Source organism: Caproicibacter sp., assembly GCF_046707225.1.
Taxonomy (GTDB): Bacteria; Bacillota; Clostridia; order Oscillospirales; family Acutalibacteraceae; genus Caproicibacter.
This window is the reverse complement of sequence record NZ_JBJKOP010000051.1, coordinates 87212-106383: the sequence shown is the minus strand read 5'-3', so window position 1 is coordinate 106383 and position 19172 is coordinate 87212. Positions and strand designations below refer to the sequence as shown.

Sequence of the window (19172 nt, the reverse complement as noted above, 5' to 3'; positions counted from 1 at the left end):
TCATATTCCCCCGCCGGGCGTGTCGTCGTAATCTTCGGCTTCTTCCAGCAGGCGCATCTTTTTGGCTTTCCGCTTTTTTAGGAAAAACACGGTGCCCGCGGCGACGACCGCCGCGCCGGCCGCAATGCCGGCCCACAGCTTCCAGCCCGGCCCGGATTTTTCCGGCTTCGCCCCCGGCGTGCCGTCCGGGTTGAGGCCGTCCGGCCCGCCCATCGTCGGCGCCTCCGCGGCCTGAACGTCGCAGGAAAAATCCTTGGCGACGGTCAGAACTTTACCGGAGGCGTCCTCATAACTGAAAGTGGCCGTTCCGGATAAAGAGCCTTCCTTCTGCGGCGTCAGGTTCGCCTGAAAGGAATCGCTCGCGCCGGAATCCAGATTGCCGATGTACTGGCTGCTTTCTTCGGTGTCGAAATTGCCTTTCAATTCCACGGATACGTTGTAGACCTTGCTTTTCCCTTTGTTGACGTAGTCAATGCTGATCTGCCCGGGTTCCCCCATATAAAACGGATTGCTCAGGACGGGATCGCCGACCTCAAAGCGAATGGGCTGCGCGAGAGGAATCGTGATGGTTTCCTCAGAGGTCAGGGTTTGCCGTTTTCCGTCCACGACCGCGTCGTAGCTGAAATTGACGATCACCCCGTAGGAGTTTGGGGCCGCGTCGGCTTTCGGCAGCAGCGCGATTTCTTTCTTCACGGTGGCGTTCGAGCCGAGGGAGGGGATAAAGAACGTGTTCGAGGACTGGGACGGCGTAAAAACGCTTCCGACGGCCGTCGACTTGTCGGAATCCGAATCCCCCGTATCGGAGCCGACGGTCATTTTACAGTTGTCGATGGGGACGGAGCCGGTATTGCGCACGTTCATGACCAGGTTGAATTCCTGCCCGCCGGTGACGGCCTTTCCGCCGAAGTCGTAGCTTTCGATGATCAGCTGCGGCTTGCTGTCGCCGACCTCGCCGGTGTCGTCCTTCCCGGCCTTGGTGCCCGTGATCGGGAGATAGATTTTGGAGGAGGCCGCGGTTACGTCGTCGGCGGAAAGCGAGACGGCCACGGGGTAGCTTCCGGTCGTCATTTTGGAAAGGCACTTGAGCGGATAGGTGACGGTCGCCGTCGCCCCGGCGTTCAGGCTCCCGAGCGTTTTGGTGTCGGTTTCGCCGCTGATGCTGACGCCCTCCGCGCCGGAGAGGTCCAGAACGGAAACCGCGTGGGTGCAGGCCAGGCTGCTCGAGTTTTTCACGGTCAGGGTCAGGCTGAATGTTTCGCCCTCCTTCACCGGCGTATGGTCCAGCTTGTAGGAGCTGACCGTCAGGCGCCCGTCGTTTTCCGTGTCCGAGCTGGAATCCAGCTTGCTGAATACCAGGTATTCGACAGTGAATTTTAGATCATGGCTATCACTTTTCGATTCGGCAACATCTTTATCATCTGTACTGCTGTAATAGGTAATTTCAAATTTTAAAACACCGTAGTTACTGCCGGATCGTTTTAAATATTTTTGAGGTATATGTAAATCGTAGGAAAGTGTTGAAATATTATTGTCTCCGGAATCTTCTGAAATGTTTTCCGCGTAATATCCTTTGTGGCTCACGGAGATGGACCCACTCGCTTCAGTAACATCTACTTTAATATGATCTACGTCTTTACAGTCAAAATTTTCAACGTTCTGCGTAAATGAAAGATCAACCCCAAACGGGCTCCCGACTCCCGGTTCCGCCGGCGTTACCGTCGCGGTGGCACGTGGGTCGGGTACCTTATCTGCGGTTGTGCTTGCGGCTGCCGGCACCGCTGCGCCGAACACAGCCGAAAGCGACAGCGCCGCGGCAAGCAGCAGCGCCGCCGCCTTTCCTTTTTTCTTTCTCATGATTCAGGCTCCTCCTTTTTCCCCGCTGCTGCGGGACTGCTTTCGTCCGAGACCTTGCTTCCGTCGTGGATGGTGATGATGCGCTCGGCGTATTTTGCAATTTCCGGGTCGTGCGTCACGATAATCAGGGTCTCGCCGTATTTCCGCGCCATCGCGACCATCAGCTCCATGACCTCCTGCCCGGTTTTGCTGTCCAGATTCCCGGTCGGTTCGTCGGCGAAAATCAGCTTCGGCCTTGCCACGAAGGCGCGCGCGATGCCCACGCGCTGCTGCTGGCCGCCGCTCATCTGGGTCGGCCGGTGAAGCAGCCGGTCCCCGAGCCGCACCGCGCGAAGCATTTTGACCGCCTTTCCGGTTCTGAGCTCTTTTGCGACCCCTCGGAATGCGAGGGGCAGCGCGACGTTTTCAACGGCGGTCATGGTCGGCAGCAGATTGTAGGACTGAAAAATAAAGCCGACGTTTTTCTGGCGGAATAGAGCCCACTGTTTTTCAGAGTACTTTGTAACGTCCGTGCCGCCGATAATCACGCTGCCGCGCGACGGCCGTTCCAGACCGGCCATGACGTTCAGCAGCGTGGATTTTCCGGAACCGGAGGTCCCCAGAATACAGCAGATTTCCCCTTGTGCGACGCTTAAACTGATTCGGCCCAGCGCGACGACTTTTTCCGTGCCGATATGATACACTTTCCGAATGTCGCGGATACTGATCATGTCCATAGAATTCCCCCTTCCGACCGGGTCGGCATTTCTCCCAAAATATAACAATTCTCATTGTATTCTAATTTTTTATTTTTTTCAATCAACAAAATTGTAACAATCTTTTTCCGGCCTGATCCGTCTGAGCCAAAGCAGGAATTTTCAGCATATCTGCTAAAAAGCGAACAAAAAGGGAATTATATCAGGGAAGCAAAGAAAGAGGGAGATTCCGATGACATTTAACGAGTTATACGAAAGGCTGGTCAGGGCTTCCGTACAGAACAGGCTGCCGGAGGAGCTGGAGCAGGTTCGGCGGGAAAAATACGATCCGCACCAGCTGGACTGTCTGCTGAATCCGGAGCGTCATCCGCCGGTCATCCGCATTGGGGACTGCGCCTGCTCGGAAAACGACCGCGCGGCCTGTGCGGGGAAATGCCTGTTCGACGCGCTGTACCGGGACGAGAAGGGAAACCTGACGGTAAACAAAGAGCTTTGCGTCGGGTGTGAGGATTGCGTGGAAGCCTGCAAGGCGCATAAGCTGACGGAAAGCCGCGATATTCTGCCCGCTCTGGAAGCAATTCATCACTCCGGCGCGCCGGTCTACGCGATGATTGCCCCGGCGTTTATCAACCAATTCAGCGGCAGGGTCACGCCGGGCAGGCTTCGCACGGCCTTTAAGCGCATCGGTTTTGCCGGGATGGTGGAGGTCGCGCTGTTCGCGGATATCCTGACGCTCAAGGAGGCGCTGGAATTCGACCGCAATATTCTGAACGAAGAGGATTATCAGCTGACCAGCTGCTGCTGCCCCATGTGGATTGCAATGATCCGCCGGGTCTACCACGAGCTGATTCCGCATGTTCCCGGGTCCGTTTCCCCCATGGTCGCCTGCGGCCGGTCGATCAAAACGCTGTATCCGAAGGCGCTGACCGTCTTTATCGGCCCGTGCCTTGCCAAAAAGGCCGAGGCGCGCGAAAAGGATGTGGCGGATTCGACCGACCATGTTCTCACTTTTCAGGAGATGCGGGACATCTTCGATTTTGCCGGAATCGACCCCGCGGAAATGCCGGAGGACGAGCGCGACCATTCCTCTCGCGCGGGCAGGATTTACGCGAGCACGGGCGGCGTGAGCGAGGCGGTTCAGAAAACCGTGAAGCGGCTGAACCCCGACCGGAAAATCACGGTGCGCGCCGCGCAGGCGGACGGAGTGCCGGGCTGCAAAAAAATGCTCGGCGACGTTCTGGAAGGAAAAGTCACGGCGAATTTCATCGAGGGCATGGGGTGTGTCGGCGGATGCGTCGGCGGGCCGAAGGCACTGATTCCGGCGGAGGAGGGGCGCAGAAACGTTTATCGCTACGGGGACGAGGCGACGTACCCGACGCCGATCGACAATCCTTTTGTCATTGAACTGCTGCACCGGCTTGGATTCGACACGGTGGAGAGCCTTTTGGAACACAGCGATATTTTCACGCGCGATTTCTAGCATAAAAAGACAGGAAGTTTGCTTTTTGCTCAAACTTCCTGTATATTAATACTTGGTTATTACTGATTGTTTATGAAATCACGGTCAAATCCTTCGTGTAACGGTTCAATACCTCGCAGCCGAAGTCCGTCACAAGCACAAGGTCTTCGATTCGCACGCCGAATTCGCCCGGAAGATAAGCGCCCGGTTCGACGGAAAACACCATGCCCGGCTGGGCGATCACCCCGCAGGAGGGGCCGTTGTCCGGTGACTCGTGGCAGTCGAGCCCGCAGCCGTGGCCAAGCCGGTGCGTGAAGTATTTCCCGTATCCCGCCTGTTCCAGCACACTCCGCGCCGCGCGGTCGATTTCGCTCATCGGCACGCCGGGGCGGATGAAAGCTTCCGCCGCCAGATTCGCGCGTTTCACCGCGTCGTAAACTTCCCGCTGCCGCGCTCCCGCGCTGCGGAAAAAGACGGTTCGCGTCATGTCGCACCAGTAGCGGTGAATCGGGTTGAACAGGTCGAGAACAACGCAGTCGCCGTCTTTTAAGACGGTGTCGGACGGTTCGTGATGCGGATCGGCCGCGTTTGCGCCGAACGAGGCAATTTCAATTTCGGGGGAGTGGTCGCCGCCGTTTTGGGCGTACAGATTCTGAACGGCGAGCGCAATTTCGTTTTCCCGGGCGCCTTCGCGCACCATGCCGACCGCCGCAGCCATGACACGGTCGTTGACCCGGGATGCGTGACGCATCGCCTCGATTTCTTCCTCGTCCTTTCGCATGCGGGCAAGGTCGATCGGCGCGGAGCCTTCGACGGGCGTCAGATCGCTTCTGCTTTGCAGAAGGCCGATCAGAAATCCGGCTTTCCATGTTTTGTCGATTCCGATTTTACCGGGCCGCAATGCGGCGGACAGGCCGGCCACCGGATTTTCGCCGTCCTTGTGCAGAATCAGCTCCAGCCCTTCCTGGGGCCGCAGGCAGAACAATTCGTTTCCGAACAGCTTTGCGGTGCCGTCGTCTCGCAGGTACAGCGCAAACATGCGCTCGAACGGTTCCACCCAGATTCCGGTCAGGTAATAAACGGACGGGGTGGCCGTTACCAGAATCTGGCTCAATCCTTCTTTTTGCATCTGATCAATGACTTTTTTCAGTCGTTTTCGGTTCATTGCTTTCTGCTTCCTTCCAGCTTGTGTAAAATTATTTTACCGTTTTCCAGCACGGTTTTCAAGTCGGGATTTTCAGGGGTACGAGGGCTTTTGTGACAAAATCTGTGAAGAAAACCGAAAACGGACCGACTCTGTGCATATAGGATTCTTTTCCGATCTATGCTATAATAAAGGGAAATAAAAAATAATATGAGATTAAGGAAGCAACATGCAGTTTAAAGAATTGAACTTATTACCGGAAATTTTACGCGCGGTGGAAGAAATGGGATATACCTCCGCCACAGACATTCAGTCGGGATCGATTCCCCTGATTCTGGAGGGCAGGGATCTCATCGGGCGTTCCAGCACGGGAACGGGAAAAACCGCCGCGTTCGGCATTCCGGTCGTCCAGATGACGGCGCTCGGTGACGGTTCCAGAGGGCAGGCGCTGATTCTGAGCCCGACGCGGGAACTTGCCATGCAGATCAGCGACGAAATACACAAATATTCAAAATATCTCAGCCGGATCGGAATCTCCACGGTATGCGGCGGGCAGTCGATGCCGGGGCAGATCCATCAGCTCAAAACCGCGCAGATCGTCATCGGCACGCCGGGGCGCGTCATGGATCATTTGCGCCGCAGAACGCTGACGCTCGATAATTTGCGGACGGTAGTCCTCGACGAAGCGGACGAAATGCTGAACATGGGCTTTTTGGAGGATATTCAGACCATCCTGAAGCAGGCGCCGGAAAAAAGGCAGACCGTGCTGTTCAGCGCGACGATTCCGCCGGCGATTATGGCGATCACAAAGGATTTCCAGACCGACCCCGCCATGGTAGCGGTGGACGGAGGCCAGAAGACCGTTGACGGCATTTCGCAGTTTTATTACCGTGTGCCGCAGAAAGACAAAGTGAATGCGCTCAAGCTTCTTCTGGAATATCACCGCCCGAAGCGCGCGCTGATTTTCTGCAACACGAAAAAAATGGTAGAGGAGCTTTGCACCGACCTGAACGACAGCGGATTTCAGGCGGCAGCCCTGCACGGCGACATGAAGCAAAGCCAGCGCACGCAGGTTATGAACGATTTTAAACACGGCCGCAGCAGCCTGCTGATTGCGACCGACGTTGCGGCGCGCGGCATCGACGTTGAGGATATCGACGCGGTTTTCAATTTTGATATTCCGCAGGAAAACGAGTATTATATCCACCGGATCGGTCGGACCGGGCGTGCGGGCCGGACGGGTTCATCCCACACGCTCGCGGCGAACAGGAGCCAGATGGAGCGGATGCGGTCGCTGGAACGGTTTATGAATGCAAAAATCAGCGAGGCCGCGGTTCCGGATCTTGAAGAAATCCATGAGCGGCGTCTGAAGAAATTCCTGGGGAATTTAAAGGAGCTTGCGGATGAAAACAGCGGCGAAACGTGGATTCCCTACTTGAAATCGCTGGAAGAGCAGGGATATTCTCCGCTGCGGGTGGCTGCCGCGCTGTGCACGCTGACCGCCGGAAAAAACCGCAGGCTTGATTCCGTCCGCAATATCCGCCGGATGCAGCCGGAACCGGAGAAAACCGGGACGATGCGGGTTCATGCGGACATCGGAACCAACGACAAAATCAGGCCCGAAATTCTGATTGCGGAAATCGCCGCCGCCACGGGGCTCCCGGTCGGCGCGATCGGAAAAATCAATATTTACCGGGAATATGCCACGATTGAGCTTTCCGAGAAAGACGCCGCTTTGGTTGCCCGAAAAATGTCCGCGTGGAAGTTCCGCCAGCGCACGGTTCATTTTACCGTTTCCGGAAAGACCGGGCAGCAGGAGCGCCGGCAGGGAACCCCAAAAAAGAGCTGGCGAGGGCAAGGCAAAGGGGGAGCGCCCTACCGGGGCCGCAGAACCGCAGGAAAAAAATAGAGCTGTAAAAATCAAGAAAAGCCGCGCGGCTGCAATTTATCCGCGCGGCTTTTTTACATTTTGTGTTCCTGCCAGTGCTCCGCTTCAATGGAACATCCGCATTCGCCCAGCTTGCTGCGAAGGCGGTCCGGTCCGGTGCCGGTCGTATCGTAATCGACGGCGACCCTGTCGCGGTCTCTGCTGATGCTCACGGAGATCACTCCGGGAATCGAATCGAGACTGCGCTTGATTTCTTCACAGTCTCTCTGATCTTCCGGATGCTTCAGGCTGAAATAAACGCTCGCTTTTGAGATAAGAATCACCTCCCCGCTTAGTATGTGCCGCGGGGAGGTTTCTATCAGAGTTTACTGTTTCTTTCCCTGGTTTGCAACGCTCTCGATTTTTGCCCGGATCAAATTCGGGTCGCCAAGGTATTTCTTCTCCGTTACATTCCAGTGTTCGTCAAAGGTATAGACCAAGGGAACGCCGGTTGGGATGTTCACTTTGGTAATTTCCTCTTTTGACAGCTTTTCGAAATGATAGACCAGAGCGCGAAGGGAGTTCCCGTGGGCAGCAATCAGGACGCGCTTTCCGTTCTGCATTTCTTTGCGAATCGTTTTTTCAAAATACGGAACGACGCGCGCAATGGTGTCTTCCAGGCTTTCCCCGAGCGGCAGCTCCTGCGGCGGGGCGGCACGGTATTGCTCCAGACGGCGGGGATTCCGGTCGTCGTCCTCGTTGAGGAGGGGCGGCCGGACGTCGAAGGAGCGCCGCCACACCCGTACCTGCTCTTCGCCGTATTTCTGCGAGGTTTCCGCTTTGTTCAGCCCCTGAAGCGCACCGTAATGCCGCTCGTTCAGCTTCCAGCTTTTCATGACCGTCAGCCATTCCCGGTCCAGCTGCTCTAAAGCGAGGTTCAGGGTGTGGATGGCTCTTTTTAAATACGAAGTATAGCAGAGGTCGAAGTCAAAACCCTCCCGGCGGAGCAGTTCGCCCGCATTCGCGGCTTCCTGCCTGCCGGTGTCGGTCAGGTCAACATCCGTCCAGCCGGTGAACAGATTCTTTTTGTTCCATTCGCTTTCTCCGTGCCGAACCAAGACCAGTTTCATCTGCGGGCCTCCGTTTCTACCGAAATACTTTGACTCGTTCGTCTACGGGCAGATTTTCCTTTGGACCAGGGTTTCCCGTCACACTGCCGAACGGCATTTGACCCAGCAGCTTCCAGTTCTTCGGAGCGCCCCAGTGCTGCCTCACTTTTTCATCAATCAGCGGGTTGTAGTGCTGCAGGCTCGCGCCGAGCCCGGCTTCTTCCAACGCGCTCCAGACGGCCAGCTGAAGCATTCCGGAGGACTGAAGGGACCAGACCGGAAAATTATCCTTATATAAAGGAAAGCGTTCCTGCAGACCGGTGACAACGTTCTGATCTTCAAAATAGAGGACGGTTCCGGTTCCGCCGCGGAATGAGTCGATCTTTTCTTCCGTTTTGGCGAAGTTTTCTGCGGGGACGATCCCTTTTAGAATGGCTTTGGTGTCATCCCACAGCTTGTCGTGTTCCTTTCCAAACAGAACGATTGCCCGGGAACTTTGCGAGTTGAATGCGCTTGGCGACGCGATAACTGCGCGGCGCACGATGGAGAGAATCTCTTCCTCTGAAACACTGGGTTCTTTGCCGATGGAATAAACGGATCGACGGTTTTCCAGCACTTTTAAAAAGGTATCGGTCATATGGAGCACCTCATTTCTTTTGATCTTTTCTCTATTATCATCATACCCTGAATTTATGGTAAAATCCACCGGTGAAACACTGAAATTTTAAGGAAAAAACGAATGATTTTTATAAAATAATAATAAATATCGTTATTATATTGATTTACAGGTTGAAGTTTGAAGATTATAATAAAACAAAGAAAGAAGGGACGGCGTTGGAATTTGAATTCTGCAAAATGGAAATTTTTGTTCCGGTCACTCATCTGGAAGAAATCCGGCAGGCGCTGCAAAGAGCAGACGCGGGTCATATCGGAAATTATGACAGCTGCCTTTCCTACGGCGAAGTAACCGGCTGCTGGCGACCTCTGGAAGGAAGCCGCCCTTACAGCGGAGAAGTTGGCCGGCTTTGCACCGGCAGAGAGTACAAGGTGGAAGTCATCTGCAAACAGGAAAAAGTGGACGAAACCATCCGCGCCGTGAAAGCGGCGCATCCCTACGAGGTGCCGGTGATCAATGTGATTCCGCTGTACCGCACGGGACTTTCGCAGGAATAACTTAAAAATCGGGGGGAAATAAGGTTGGATCGAAACGAATTATACCGGTATTCTTCGACCCGCAAAGTGGTCTTCGGGACGAAAGGGATGGTCGCTACTTCTCAGCCTCTAGCCGCGCAGGCCGGGCTGGATATCCTTAAAAAAGGAGGGAACGCCGTTGACGTGGCAGTCGCAGCCGCCGCGGTTCTTACCGTTACGGAACCGATGTCCAACGGGATCGGCGGCGACGCGTTTGCGCTGGTCTGGACGAAAGGCCGGCTGCACGGCCTGAACTCCAGCGGCCGGTCGCCGGCTTTGCTGAATGCCGAGGCCGTCCGGGAGAGAGGCTGTGAAGAGGTTCCGCGCTTTGGGTGGCTGCCTGTGACCGTTCCGGGCGTTCCGGCCGCCTGGGCAAAGCTTTCCGGCACCTTTGGGAAGCTTCCTCTGGCGCAGACGCTGGAACCCGCAGCCTGTTATGCCGAAGAAGGTTTTCCGGTCGCGCCTGTGACCGCGTTCAACTGGAAGCGGTTCGAGCGGGGATCCCTCGAAGCATTAAAAAGGACGGAATATGCCCCGCTTCATCTGGCTTTTTTCCCGGAAGGAAGGGCGCCGCGGGCGGGGGAACGGTTCCGTTTGCCCGAACTGGCGGCGACTTTGCGGGAACTGGCCGAAACCGGATGCGGCAGCTTTTACCACGGACGGCTGGCGGAGAAAATCGACCGTTTTTCACAGAAAACAGGCGGACTGCTGCGAAAAAGCGATCTGGAGCAGCATTCGTCGGACTGGGTGGACCCCATCAGCGTTCGTTACCGCGGGTATGAGGTCTCGGAGATTCCACCGAACGGGCACGGGATTGTCGCGCTGATGGCGCTCAATCTTTTGAAAGGATTTCCGATGGAGAGCAGGGACAGCGCGCTTTGCATTCATCGCATGATCGAATCGTTGAAGCTGGCCTATGAAGACGGCAGAGAATTTGTGAGCGACCCGGCGACAATGAAAGTATCCCCCGAGGTTTTACTGAGTGAATTGTATGCGGAAGAGCGGCGCGGGCTGATCGGCGACCGGGCGATTCTTCCCAAGGCGGGACAGCCTGAAAAGGGAGGCACGGTGTACCTTTGCACGGCGGACGGCGAAGGGAATATGGTTTCCTACATTCAAAGCAGTTACTGCGCCTTCGGCTCCGGCCTGGTGGTGCCGGGAACGGGGATCTCGCTTCAAAACCGCGGCATGAATTTCTCCATGAATCCGGAATCGGGAAACTTCATTGGCCCGGAGAAGCGCTCCTACCATACGATTATTCCCGCGTTTCTTACAAAAAACGGAGTTCCGGTCGGGCCGTTCGGGGTGATGGGCGGGTTTATGCAGCCGCAGGGGCATTTGCAGGTTGTGACGAACACGGTGGATTTCGGGCTGAACGCACAGCAGAGCCTGGACGCTCCGCGCTGGCGGTGGCTCGGCGGAAAAAAAGTTGAGGTGGAGCGCGGCTTTCCCGATCATCTGGTCCAGGAACTTTCGGAGCGCGGACATGAGGTCAGCATTGCGGCGGAACCGACCGAATTCGGCAGGGGGCAGATTATCTGGAGAGATCAGGACGGAGTCTTGACGGGCGGAAGCGAATCACGTGCGGACGGTCAAGTCGCCGCGTGGTGATATTCCCTAAACCGGCGAAAAAGCAGTGCAAGATATAATTCCGCACCGCTTTAGGCTGTCGAAAAGTCCAGCGAAAGCTGGGCTTTTTTTGCTGTAAAACTTCCGCTGTGGAGGGCGGCTTTTTCATTTTGTTCCCGGTTCCGGCCGAATTCCGAGATCATGGGGAACCAGCATTACCGTTTTTCCCGCCCTGTGGAACTGCAATAGAGCTGGCAGTACAAAACAATTCACAGCATGCTCCGTCATGCCGGTTGTTCCGCCCGTACAAGATCGCTGATTTTTACAGGGGACAAAACCACCTGAGAAGCAAGAAAATGCGCCTTAAAACGGCTGTTAAAGCCCGATTAAGACGCATTTTTTGTACACATTTTTTGGCGAGGCTATTTCGCGGCAGCCCTGCCGTCTGTTCTTATTCCAGATTTGCCCCGACGAACTGGCTGTTGTAAAGGTCGGCGTAAAATCCGTTTTTCTTCATGAGCTCGTCATGGTTGCCGGTTTCAATGATGGTTCCGTGATTCATGACGAGAATCAGGTGGGCGTCGCGGATGGTGGAAAGCCGGTGCGCGATGACGAAGTTGGTCCTGCCGTGCATCAAAACCCCCATGGCTTTCTGAATCAAAAGTTCCGTGCGGGTGTCGACACTGCTGGTCGCTTCGTCCAGAATCAGTACGGACGGGTCCGCGAGAATCGCCCGCGCGATGGTGAGAAGCTGTTTCTGCCCTTGGGAGATATTGGAAGCTTCCTCGTTCAGAACCGTCCGGTAGCCCTCCGGAAGAGAACGGATAAAGTGGTCCGCGTGAGCGGCCTTTGCCGCCGCGATAACCTGTTCATGGGTTGCGTTTTCACGGCCGTAGGCGATGTTTTCCTCAATGGTACCGTTGAAGAGCCAGGTATCCTGAAGAACCATCCCGAACATGGTTCGCAGGTTTCCGCGCGCGATGTCCCGGATGTTGACGCCGTCAAACGTGATTGCGCCGCCGTTGACTTCGTAAAAGCGCATCAGCAGATTCACGAGCGTTGTTTTCCCGGCGCCGGTCGGGCCGACGATCGCAACCGTTTCTCCCTGTTTGAAATCAAGGTTCATGTCTTCCATCAAGGGGACGGATTCGGTATAGCTGAATTTCACATGGTCGAAACGGATGTCGCCTTTCGGATGCTCGATCTTAACCGCGTCTTCGGCGTCCGGAATTTCTTCTTCCTCGTCTAGAACCTCAAAGACGCGTTCCGCGCAGGCGATGGTGGACTGAATAATATTCGCGATGTTCGCCGTCTGGATGATCGGCATTGAGAAGGATCTCGAATACTGGATAAAGGCGGTGATGTCGCCGATGTTCAAAAAGCTTTTCGTTACGAAAATACCGCCGACCACCGAGACAAGAACATAGCCGATATTGCTTACGAAATTCATCAGCGGATACATAATTCCGCTCATGAACTGGGCTTTCCAGCCCACGTTGTAAAGGTCGTCATTAACTTTTTCGAAGGTTTCGATCGATTCCCTTTCGCGTCCGAACGCTTTTACAATGATATGACCCGTAAACATTTCCTCGGTGTGTCCGCTGAGCGTGCCGAGATGTTTTTGCTGCGCTTTGTAATATTTCTGCGAATGGGAGGCGATAAACATGGTCACGCCGATATAGAGCGGCAGGGTGCACAGTACGATCAGCGTCAGAATCGGGCTGTAAAGAAGCATCATGATGATATAGCCCAGAATCTGGCAGACGGACTGAATCAGCTGGGTCATGCTTTGCTGAAGAGTGCTTGAAACCGTGTCGATATCGTTGGTCATGCGGCTGAGAATATCGCCGCTGGTGTGGCCGTCATAGTATTTCAGCGGCAGGCGCGAGAGCTTGTCGTTCAGGTCCTTTCGGAGGCTGTACACCGTTACCTGCGAAACGCTTGCCATGATGTACCGCATCAGGAAGGTGAAAAGTGAACTGAGAAGATAGACAAATAAAAGGAACAGAAGGGTTTTTGCGATGGCGTCAAATGGAATGACGCCGTTGGTTTCGCGGATATCACCCAGATATTTCTGCAAATCTTTGTCGCTGAGCTGGAACGATTGGCCGGAGCTGCCCGACTGGGGGAGCTTTTTGGCAAGGGAGGCGAACTGGTTGATGGTGTCCGCTTTTTCATCCGCGCCGGCAATGTCGCTGATGCGGGGAAGGCTTACAATTTCACGCATGGCGCTCAGCGCCTGCGGCGTAACGGACTGTGAAATTTTAGCGTCGAACGCTTTGTCCGCGGCTGTCGCGGCCTGCTGTTCGGCCGCCGCAATCTGGTTCTGAGAAGCGCCCTTCTGCTCCAGCGCGGCGCGCGCCGCCGCTTTGGCCTGGTTTTCAGCATGGCTGCGTGCGGAGTCGATTTGATCCAGTTGGGCTTTCAGGGGCTTATTCACGGAGTCCTGCGCTTTAGTGACTTCCGAAATCATGTGCTTTGCGATGAATCCGTCGGTCAGCTGATTGATCGCGTCTCCGCTGATTCTCGGGGCCAGAACGGTGAAAGCGGTTGAAAAAAGCGCGAACACAACGACGGCGGCGAGTCTAAAGGTGTGCGGCTTCAGGTATTTGACCAGGCGCTTGAGCGTTCCCTTAAAGTCCTTGGCTTTTTCCACGGGTCTGCCGATGGAACCGCCGGGTCCGCCTCTGTGGCCCATGGCACCCGGTCTTCCCGCCTGGTTGGTGTTATTCCGATTTTCGCTCATGCCAATTCCTCCTCGGAAAGCTGCGAAGCCACAATTTCCTGATAAACGTCGCAGCTTTTCAGCAACTCGCTGTGAGTGCCGATTCCCGCGACCGAACCTTCGTCAAGAACGATGATCCGGTCGGCGTCCATAACGGTTCCGACGCGCTGCGCGACAATTATGACGGTGGCTTTCTGGGTGTCTTTTTTCAATGCGGCGCGAAGCTTCGCGTCCGTTTTAAAGTCGAGCGCGGAAAAGCTGTCGTCAAACACATAAATTTCGGGACGGCGGACCAGAGCCCGCGCGATGGAAAGGCGCTGCTTTTGTCCGCCGGAAAGATTCTGACCGCCCTCAGAAAGCATGGAATCATATCCGTCCGACATCTGGGAGATAAATTCGGACGCCTGCGCGACGTCCGCCGCATGGCGAATTTCATCTTCCGACGCGTCCTCTTTTCCGTACCGCAGGTTTTCATCGACCGTGCCTGTAAAAAGTCTTGCCTTTTGCGGGACAAAACCGATTTTGTTACGAAGTTCTTCCTGTGTCATCGCCTTTACGTCGATGCCGTCGACAAGAACCTGACCCTCATCCGCGTCGTAAAAGCGCGGAATCAGATTGATCAGCGTGCTTTTGCCGCTGCCGGTGCCGCCGATAATCGCCGTGGTTTCGCCCGGTTTTACGGAAAATGACACATTTTGAATCGCGGACTGCTCCGCGCCGTGATACCGGAAGGTCACATTCCGGAATTCCACATAGCCCTTTTCCGTTGCGGCGGGTTCCGGCAGCTGGGGATCGTTTATTTCAGGCTCGGTGTGCAGAACCTCGTTAATGCGGTCTGCGGCTGCCTGGGCGCGCGGAATCATGACGAACATCATCACAAACATCAGAAGCGAGAACATGATCTGCATCGCGTACTGGACAAAAGCCATCAGCGCGCCGAGGTTCATCTCCCCGGTGTCGATTCTTTTGCTTCCGAACCAGAGCACGCACACGGTGACCAGGTTCATGATCATCATCATCATCGGCATCAGGACGGCCATGATGCGGTTTACATGAATATAAGTGTCCGTCAGATCCTTGTTGGCGGTTTCAAACCGCGCTTTTTCGTGGTCGATTTTATTGAACGCGCGGATGACACGGATACCGGTCAGGTTTTCACGCAGAATCAGATTGATGCGGTCCAGCTTTCGCTGAACCTGACGGAAAATCGGAATCACTTTGGAGGTGACAAGATAGATGATCAAAATCAGGACGGGCAGAGCGACGGCAAGAATCAGCGTCAGGGTCCTGTCCTGGTGATACGCCTGAATAATGCCTCCGATGCAGGTCAGGGGAGCGCGGATCATCATATTGATGATCATGATTGTAACGGTCTGAATTTGGATAATGTCGTTGGTTGTTCTGGTAATCAGAGTGGAAGAACCGAATCTGTCGAACTCATGCAGCGAAAAATTTTCCACACGGCGGAAAATCCGGTTTCTCAGAATCCGACCAAGGCCGACGGATACCCTGGCACCGAGAAATCCCGCTGCGACGGCGCAAATTACGCCTCCCGCCGCGATCAGAAGCATATATTCTCCCATTTTCCAGATATAGTCGATATTTTCGGTCATGATCCCGTTGTTGACAATGTCCGACATCAGAGTCGGCAGATAGAGGTCGGACATTACCTGAAGAAACAAAAATACCAGAATCATAATAATAGAAACGGTATATGGCTTCAGGTAGCGATAAATTTTCAGCATTCAGAAACCTCCTGAGCTTATGGGTTGTGATGTTTACTGTTTTCATGGCTTTTGGAACTTTCGTAGACATATACTTCGTTCAGCAAATTTGCAAATACAATACTTTTCTCCACACCGAGATAGTGAACCAGTCCCTTAACGTAAGCGGCAAAGTGCTTCTGTTGGTCTGAAAGAAGGCGGTTTCCTTCCTCGGTCAACCGCACGCGGATGATCCGCCGGTCCTTTCGGTCCGTATCTCTTGCTACGAGCTTCAGGGTTTCCAGGTGATAAACGGTTGGGGTCACCGTCGGTGATTTCACATGGAGCTCACGGCTGAGTTCCGAGATGCTGACTCCGTCCGGGCAGCCGGATTCCATTTGTTTCAACGCGAACAGAATCAAAATATCGCTGTGTTTGCACGGCTTGTTTTCCCGCTTCTTTTCTTCAAAATTTTTTCCCCGAAGGCGTTGGAACTGGACCAGGGCAGTCAGCAGCTTTTCTCCTGCTTCTTCTGTACGGTCTTCATCGGGCATTTGACAACAACCTTTCGAAATTAGTTAGAACACCTATTTATTTGGATTCCTAATTATACGTCCGACAAAGGAAATGGTCAATATTTAAGTTTATAATGTTTTATTAACAACAGGAAAAATAATTGGAGGTATCTCATAAAAAATAAGTTTATGAAGCAAAGGATGACATACATAACTCGCCTATTGGAAATAAATATTGTGTATATTTTTGCGATGAAATATACCGCTTTCTCTTGACAGATGACCGCAGACACGCTATGCTATTAACAAATAAATTGACAGACAAACACCTGTAAAGCTGAATTTCTTTTAGTTTATTGGCAATGGAGCCTTGTATCGAACGATACGGGGCTTCATTTTTTATTTGTTTTCAACGGAATTATTATACACATGCGGCAAAGGGGCCCTGATCCGAAAAGAATCGGATTAGGGCCCCTTGCTTTTTGTCGGAGGGAATTTACACGGGTAATGCTTCCGGGTTCACCGGAATGATTATAATAAGCCATTTGCTTTATGAATCGTGAATTTTGAGAATGGAGTGAAAGTAATGAAGTTTGTGAAAAAAATTGCGCTTCTGCTGGCTGCTGCGACCATCCTGTCCTCGCTGGCGGCTTGCGGCGGAAGTTCGACAACTGCAAACGGATCGGCGGGGGGGACCTCATCGGCGGCTTCTAAAAAGACCATTAATGTAGGATTGACCAATACGCCCGCGAATCTGGATCCTCTGGACTTTGTCGACAACGCGACCACATGGATTACACAGATTCTTTATCTGCCGCTGATGGACCTCGGCGACGACGGAACCTATAAGCCCCAGCTTGCCGACTCGGTGGAAACGACGGACAACAAGATTTACACGGTTCACCTGAATAAAGATGCCAAGTGGACCGATGGTCAGCCGGTTACCGCGGATGACGTCGTTTTTACAACCAATCTGGTCTGTAACCCGAAAACGAACTCCAATCTAAGTTCCTATATTAACCTGATCGACGGGACGGATAAAACCGGTAAATCCACCGGCGACACAGTCTCCGGCGTGAAAAAAATCGATGACCATACCGTTCAGTTCACGCTGAAGAGCAAGGCCGGCATGGATGTTTTTAAAGATTCTGTCTGCAAAAACATCAAAACGGTTCCGCAGCACGTTTTTAAGGACGCTGACCCCGCCACGGTTCTCATGAGCAAACAGGTTCAGGACGCGGCCGTGACGGACGGCGCGTTTAAACTGGTGTCTTTCCAGAAGAGCCAGTATGTACAGCTTGCCGCCAACAAGGATTATTTCCGGGGAACGCCGAAAGTCGATGAGCTCAATTTCAAAATCATGCAGGGCAGCAACATCACCGCGGAGCTTCAGAGCGGCGAAATCGACATGAACTGGCCCGGCATCGGCAACGTTCCGGTGGAGGATTACGACAAGGTCAAGGCAATGGAGAACCTCACCATCATCCCCGGCGTTCCGTGGACCATTCAGTATCTGTTTATTAACAACAAGACTTTCAATGACAAGAAAGTCCGCCAGGCGATTTCCATGGCGATCGACCGCAAGTCCATCAACGACAATCTGTGCAAAGGCGAAGGCGAACTGATTCAGCTTCCGTTTGCCAGCGACTACAAATTCCTGAATAAGGATGTTTCAACTCCGGCGTTTGATCTCGCGAAAGCGAAACAGCTTCTTGCCGAATCCGGATTCGATACCGGCAAGACCATTCGTTTTAACGTCCCGACCGGCAATACGACCCGTGAATCCGTTGCAAACGTTGTGCAGAGCAACCTGACCGCACTCGGCCTGAACGTCCAGATTCAGAAATACGATTTCCCAACCATCATGAGCAAGCTGCGCAGTCTGGATTACGACCTGACGATTGTCGGCAACTCCACGACCCCGACCAACCCCACCAGCTGGCTGCAGTTCCTGTACGAAACAGGCATGGATCATAACGGGTACAGCAACCCGGATGTCGACAGCCTGATCGAATCCGCCTATGTTGAGACGGATGAAAACAAAATCAAGGAAGATTACATGAAGCTGCAGGAAATTCTTGCCGACGAAATGCCGACTCCCGGACTGTACGCTTCTTATGAACTGATGGCGGTCAACAAGAGGATTGTTACCGGTAAGCCGAAGATTTACGGCATGACCGTCAATGTTCAGGACTGGGATATCAAATAAGCTGACTAAGCTGACAATTTTTAAAGCGTAGCCTGCCTGCTGAACGGAAGCGCGGCGCTTCCGTTCAGCATCATTCTTATTGATCAGTCACGGCCGCAGCCGCGGCAAAGCCATGATAGGAAGAAATGAGGTTGTAAGGAATGGGATACATGCTGTCCGTGAGGAATTTGCAAACGGCGTTCCATACCGATGCGGGAGAAGTCGTTTCCGTTGAGGATGTCAGCTTTGACCTGAACCCCGGAGAAACCCTGGGAATCGTGGGGGAATCGGGATGCGGCAAAAGCGTAACATCCCTGTCGATCATCCGGCTTCTGGGAAAAAACGGACGCATCAGCAAGGGCGAGATTCAATTTGAGAATCAGGACCTTGCCAAGATGAACGAAAAAGAAATGAGAAAAATTCGCGGCGGCCTGATTTCCATGATCTTTCAGGAACCGATGACGTCCCTGAACCCGGTTTTCACCATCGGCTATCAGATGCAGGAAACAATTTGCCTTCATCTTCAGATGGGAAAGAAGGAATCGCGCGCCTATGCGATTGAAATGCTGAAAAAGGTCGGAATCCCGCGTGCGGAATCCGTGATAGACAACTACCCTCATGAGCTGTCCGGAGGGATGCGCCAGCGTGTGATGATCGCGATGGCACTTTCCTGCAAACCGAAGCTGTTGATTGCGGACGAACCGACGACAGCTCTTGACGTGACCATTCAGGCGCAGATTCTGGAGCTGATGAAGAAGCTCCGCAAGGAATCCGGAACCTCCATTATGCTGATTACGCATGACCTCGGCGTCGTTGCGGAGATGGCGGACCGCATCATCGTGATGTATGCCGGCCAGGTGATTGAATCCGCGGATGTCTACACTCTGTTTGATCATCCGGCTCATCCGTATACCATCGGCCTGATGAATTCGATTCCGACCATAGATCTGGATGATACCAAACGGCTGGAATCCATTACCGGCACCGTGCCTTCCATGTACCAGAAAATTAAGGGGTGCCGTTTCTGCAACCGCTGCAAATACGCGACGGAACGCTGCCGGAACGAGGCGCCTCCGTTGACACAGCGGGGCGAGGGCCACCTTGCGCGGTGCTTTTTCGCCGGAAATCTGCCACAGAAGAAGGAGGCTTAACG

General features: G+C 53.9%; 15 protein-coding genes. 6 read left to right on the top strand and 9 right to left on the bottom strand.

Features of this window, described 5'->3' with window-relative positions:
• Complete coding sequence (locus ACLQ3M_RS14400) at nt 1–1854, bottom strand: COG1361 S-layer family protein (RefSeq protein ID WP_411678383.1); 1854 nt, start codon at nt 1852–1854, stop codon at nt 1–3.
• A complete protein-coding gene (locus ACLQ3M_RS14395) occupies nt 1851–2570 on the bottom strand; it encodes an ABC transporter ATP-binding protein (protein ID WP_411678382.1) in 720 nt (239 codons plus the stop codon). Before ACLQ3M_RS14395 ends, ACLQ3M_RS14400 begins: the two co-directional genes overlap by 4 nt.
• Nucleotides 2571–2781: 211 nt before the next feature.
• On the opposite strand from ACLQ3M_RS14395, the gene ACLQ3M_RS14390 reads away from it, so the two are divergent.
• Complete coding sequence (locus ACLQ3M_RS14390) at nt 2782–4029, top strand: [Fe-Fe] hydrogenase large subunit C-terminal domain-containing protein (protein WP_411678381.1); 1248 nt, start codon at nt 2782–2784, stop codon at nt 4027–4029.
• A 70-nt stretch (nt 4030–4099) separates the two neighbouring features.
• Here ACLQ3M_RS14390 and ACLQ3M_RS14385 read toward each other — a convergent pair whose 3' ends face one another.
• Nucleotides 4100–5173 (bottom strand): M24 family metallopeptidase, encoded by a 1074-nt coding sequence (locus tag ACLQ3M_RS14385; protein ID WP_411678380.1) that lies wholly within the window; start codon nt 5171–5173, stop codon nt 4100–4102.
• A gap of 223 nt (nt 5174–5396) precedes the next feature.
• Here ACLQ3M_RS14385 and ACLQ3M_RS14380 point away from each other — a divergent pair, with 223 nt between their 5' ends.
• Nucleotides 5397–7061: a DEAD/DEAH box helicase gene (locus ACLQ3M_RS14380; protein ID WP_411678379.1), complete on the top strand. Its 1665-nt coding sequence runs from the start codon at nt 5397–5399 to the stop codon at nt 7059–7061.
• 53 nt (nt 7062–7114) lie between these two features.
• On the opposite strand, the gene ACLQ3M_RS14375 is transcribed toward ACLQ3M_RS14380, so the two are convergent.
• Genes ACLQ3M_RS14375 through ACLQ3M_RS14365 form a run of 3 tightly spaced genes read right to left on the bottom strand, consistent with a single transcriptional unit; the run spans nt 7115 to nt 8765 of the window.
• Nucleotides 7115–7363 carry a heavy-metal-associated domain-containing protein gene (locus ACLQ3M_RS14375; RefSeq protein ID WP_066649286.1) on the bottom strand — a complete coding sequence of 83 codons (249 nt, stop codon included), beginning with the start codon at nt 7361–7363 and terminating at the stop codon, nt 7115–7117.
• A 42-nt stretch (nt 7364–7405) separates the two neighbouring features.
• Nucleotides 7406–8149 (bottom strand): 2,3-diphosphoglycerate-dependent phosphoglycerate mutase, encoded by a 744-nt coding sequence (gpmA, locus tag ACLQ3M_RS14370; RefSeq protein ID WP_411678378.1) that lies wholly within the window; start codon nt 8147–8149, stop codon nt 7406–7408.
• A gap of 16 nt (nt 8150–8165) precedes the next feature.
• Nucleotides 8166–8765, bottom strand: a complete 600-nt coding sequence (locus tag ACLQ3M_RS14365; protein ID WP_411678377.1) for a nitroreductase family protein — start codon at nt 8763–8765, stop codon at nt 8166–8168.
• Between the two features lie 197 nt (nt 8766–8962).
• Here ACLQ3M_RS14365 and cutA point away from each other — a divergent pair, with 197 nt between their 5' ends.
• Complete coding sequence (cutA, locus tag ACLQ3M_RS14360; protein ID WP_066649278.1) at nt 8963–9301, top strand: divalent cation tolerance protein CutA; 339 nt, start codon at nt 8963–8965, stop codon at nt 9299–9301.
• 87 nt (nt 9302–9388) lie between these two features.
• Nucleotides 9389–10930: a gamma-glutamyltransferase family protein gene (locus tag ACLQ3M_RS14355; RefSeq protein ID WP_411678421.1), complete on the top strand. Its 1542-nt coding sequence runs from the start codon at nt 9389–9391 to the stop codon at nt 10928–10930.
• A 409-nt stretch (nt 10931–11339) separates the two neighbouring features.
• On the opposite strand, the gene ACLQ3M_RS14350 is transcribed toward ACLQ3M_RS14355, so the two are convergent.
• From ACLQ3M_RS14350 to ACLQ3M_RS14340, 3 genes are read right to left on the bottom strand one after another with little or no spacing between them, the layout of a single operon-like run.
• Nucleotides 11340–13634: an ABC transporter ATP-binding protein gene (locus ACLQ3M_RS14350; protein ID WP_411678376.1), complete on the bottom strand. Its 2295-nt coding sequence runs from the start codon at nt 13632–13634 to the stop codon at nt 11340–11342.
• Nucleotides 13631–15358, bottom strand: coding sequence for an ABC transporter ATP-binding protein (locus ACLQ3M_RS14345; RefSeq protein WP_411678375.1), 1728 nt, complete (start codon nt 15356–15358; stop codon nt 13631–13633). Before ACLQ3M_RS14345 ends, ACLQ3M_RS14350 begins: the two co-directional genes overlap by 4 nt.
• Before the next feature lie 17 nt (nt 15359–15375).
• Complete coding sequence (locus ACLQ3M_RS14340) at nt 15376–15870, bottom strand: MarR family winged helix-turn-helix transcriptional regulator (protein ID WP_411678374.1); 495 nt, start codon at nt 15868–15870, stop codon at nt 15376–15378.
• A gap of 547 nt (nt 15871–16417) precedes the next feature.
• Between ACLQ3M_RS14340 and ACLQ3M_RS14335 the strand changes: the two genes are divergently transcribed.
• Both ACLQ3M_RS14335 and ACLQ3M_RS14330 read left to right on the top strand, forming a co-directional pair.
• On the top strand, nt 16418–18040 hold the full coding sequence (locus ACLQ3M_RS14335; RefSeq protein WP_411678373.1) for an ABC transporter substrate-binding protein: 1623 nt from the start codon (nt 16418–16420) through the stop codon (nt 18038–18040).
• A gap of 140 nt (nt 18041–18180) precedes the next feature.
• Nucleotides 18181–19170, top strand: coding sequence for an ABC transporter ATP-binding protein (locus ACLQ3M_RS14330; RefSeq protein ID WP_411678372.1), 990 nt, complete (start codon nt 18181–18183; stop codon nt 19168–19170).
• Nucleotides 19171–19172: the final 2 nt, after the last annotated feature.

What these genes read in the sequence shown, in the direction of transcription:
- ACLQ3M_RS14400 (WP_411678383.1), bottom strand. Translation starts at nt 1,854, where the DNA reads ATGAGAAAGAAAAAAGGAAAGGCGGCGGCGCTGCTGCTTGCCGCGGCG.
- ACLQ3M_RS14395 (WP_411678382.1), bottom strand. Translation starts at nt 2,570, where the DNA reads ATGGACATGATCAGTATCCGCGACATTCGGAAAGTGTATCATATCGGC.
- ACLQ3M_RS14390 (WP_411678381.1), top strand. Translation starts at nt 2,782, where the DNA reads ATGACATTTAACGAGTTATACGAAAGGCTGGTCAGGGCTTCCGTACAG.
- ACLQ3M_RS14385 (WP_411678380.1), bottom strand. Translation starts at nt 5,173, where the DNA reads ATGAACCGAAAACGACTGAAAAAAGTCATTGATCAGATGCAAAAAGAA.
- gpmA (WP_411678378.1), bottom strand. Translation starts at nt 8,149, where the DNA reads ATGAAACTGGTCTTGGTTCGGCACGGAGAAAGCGAATGGAACAAAAAG.
- ACLQ3M_RS14365 (WP_411678377.1), bottom strand. Translation starts at nt 8,765, where the DNA reads ATGACCGATACCTTTTTAAAAGTGCTGGAAAACCGTCGATCCGTTTAT.
- ACLQ3M_RS14355 (WP_411678421.1), top strand. Translation starts at nt 9,389, where the DNA reads ATGGTCGCTACTTCTCAGCCTCTAGCCGCGCAGGCCGGGCTGGATATC.
- ACLQ3M_RS14350 (WP_411678376.1), bottom strand. Translation starts at nt 13,634, where the DNA reads ATGAGCGAAAATCGGAATAACACCAACCAGGCGGGAAGACCGGGTGCC.
- ACLQ3M_RS14345 (WP_411678375.1), bottom strand. Translation starts at nt 15,358, where the DNA reads ATGCTGAAAATTTATCGCTACCTGAAGCCATATACCGTTTCTATTATT.
- ACLQ3M_RS14340 (WP_411678374.1), bottom strand. Translation starts at nt 15,870, where the DNA reads ATGCCCGATGAAGACCGTACAGAAGAAGCAGGAGAAAAGCTGCTGACT.
- ACLQ3M_RS14335 (WP_411678373.1), top strand. Translation starts at nt 16,418, where the DNA reads ATGAAGTTTGTGAAAAAAATTGCGCTTCTGCTGGCTGCTGCGACCATC.
- ACLQ3M_RS14330 (WP_411678372.1), top strand. Translation starts at nt 18,181, where the DNA reads ATGGGATACATGCTGTCCGTGAGGAATTTGCAAACGGCGTTCCATACC.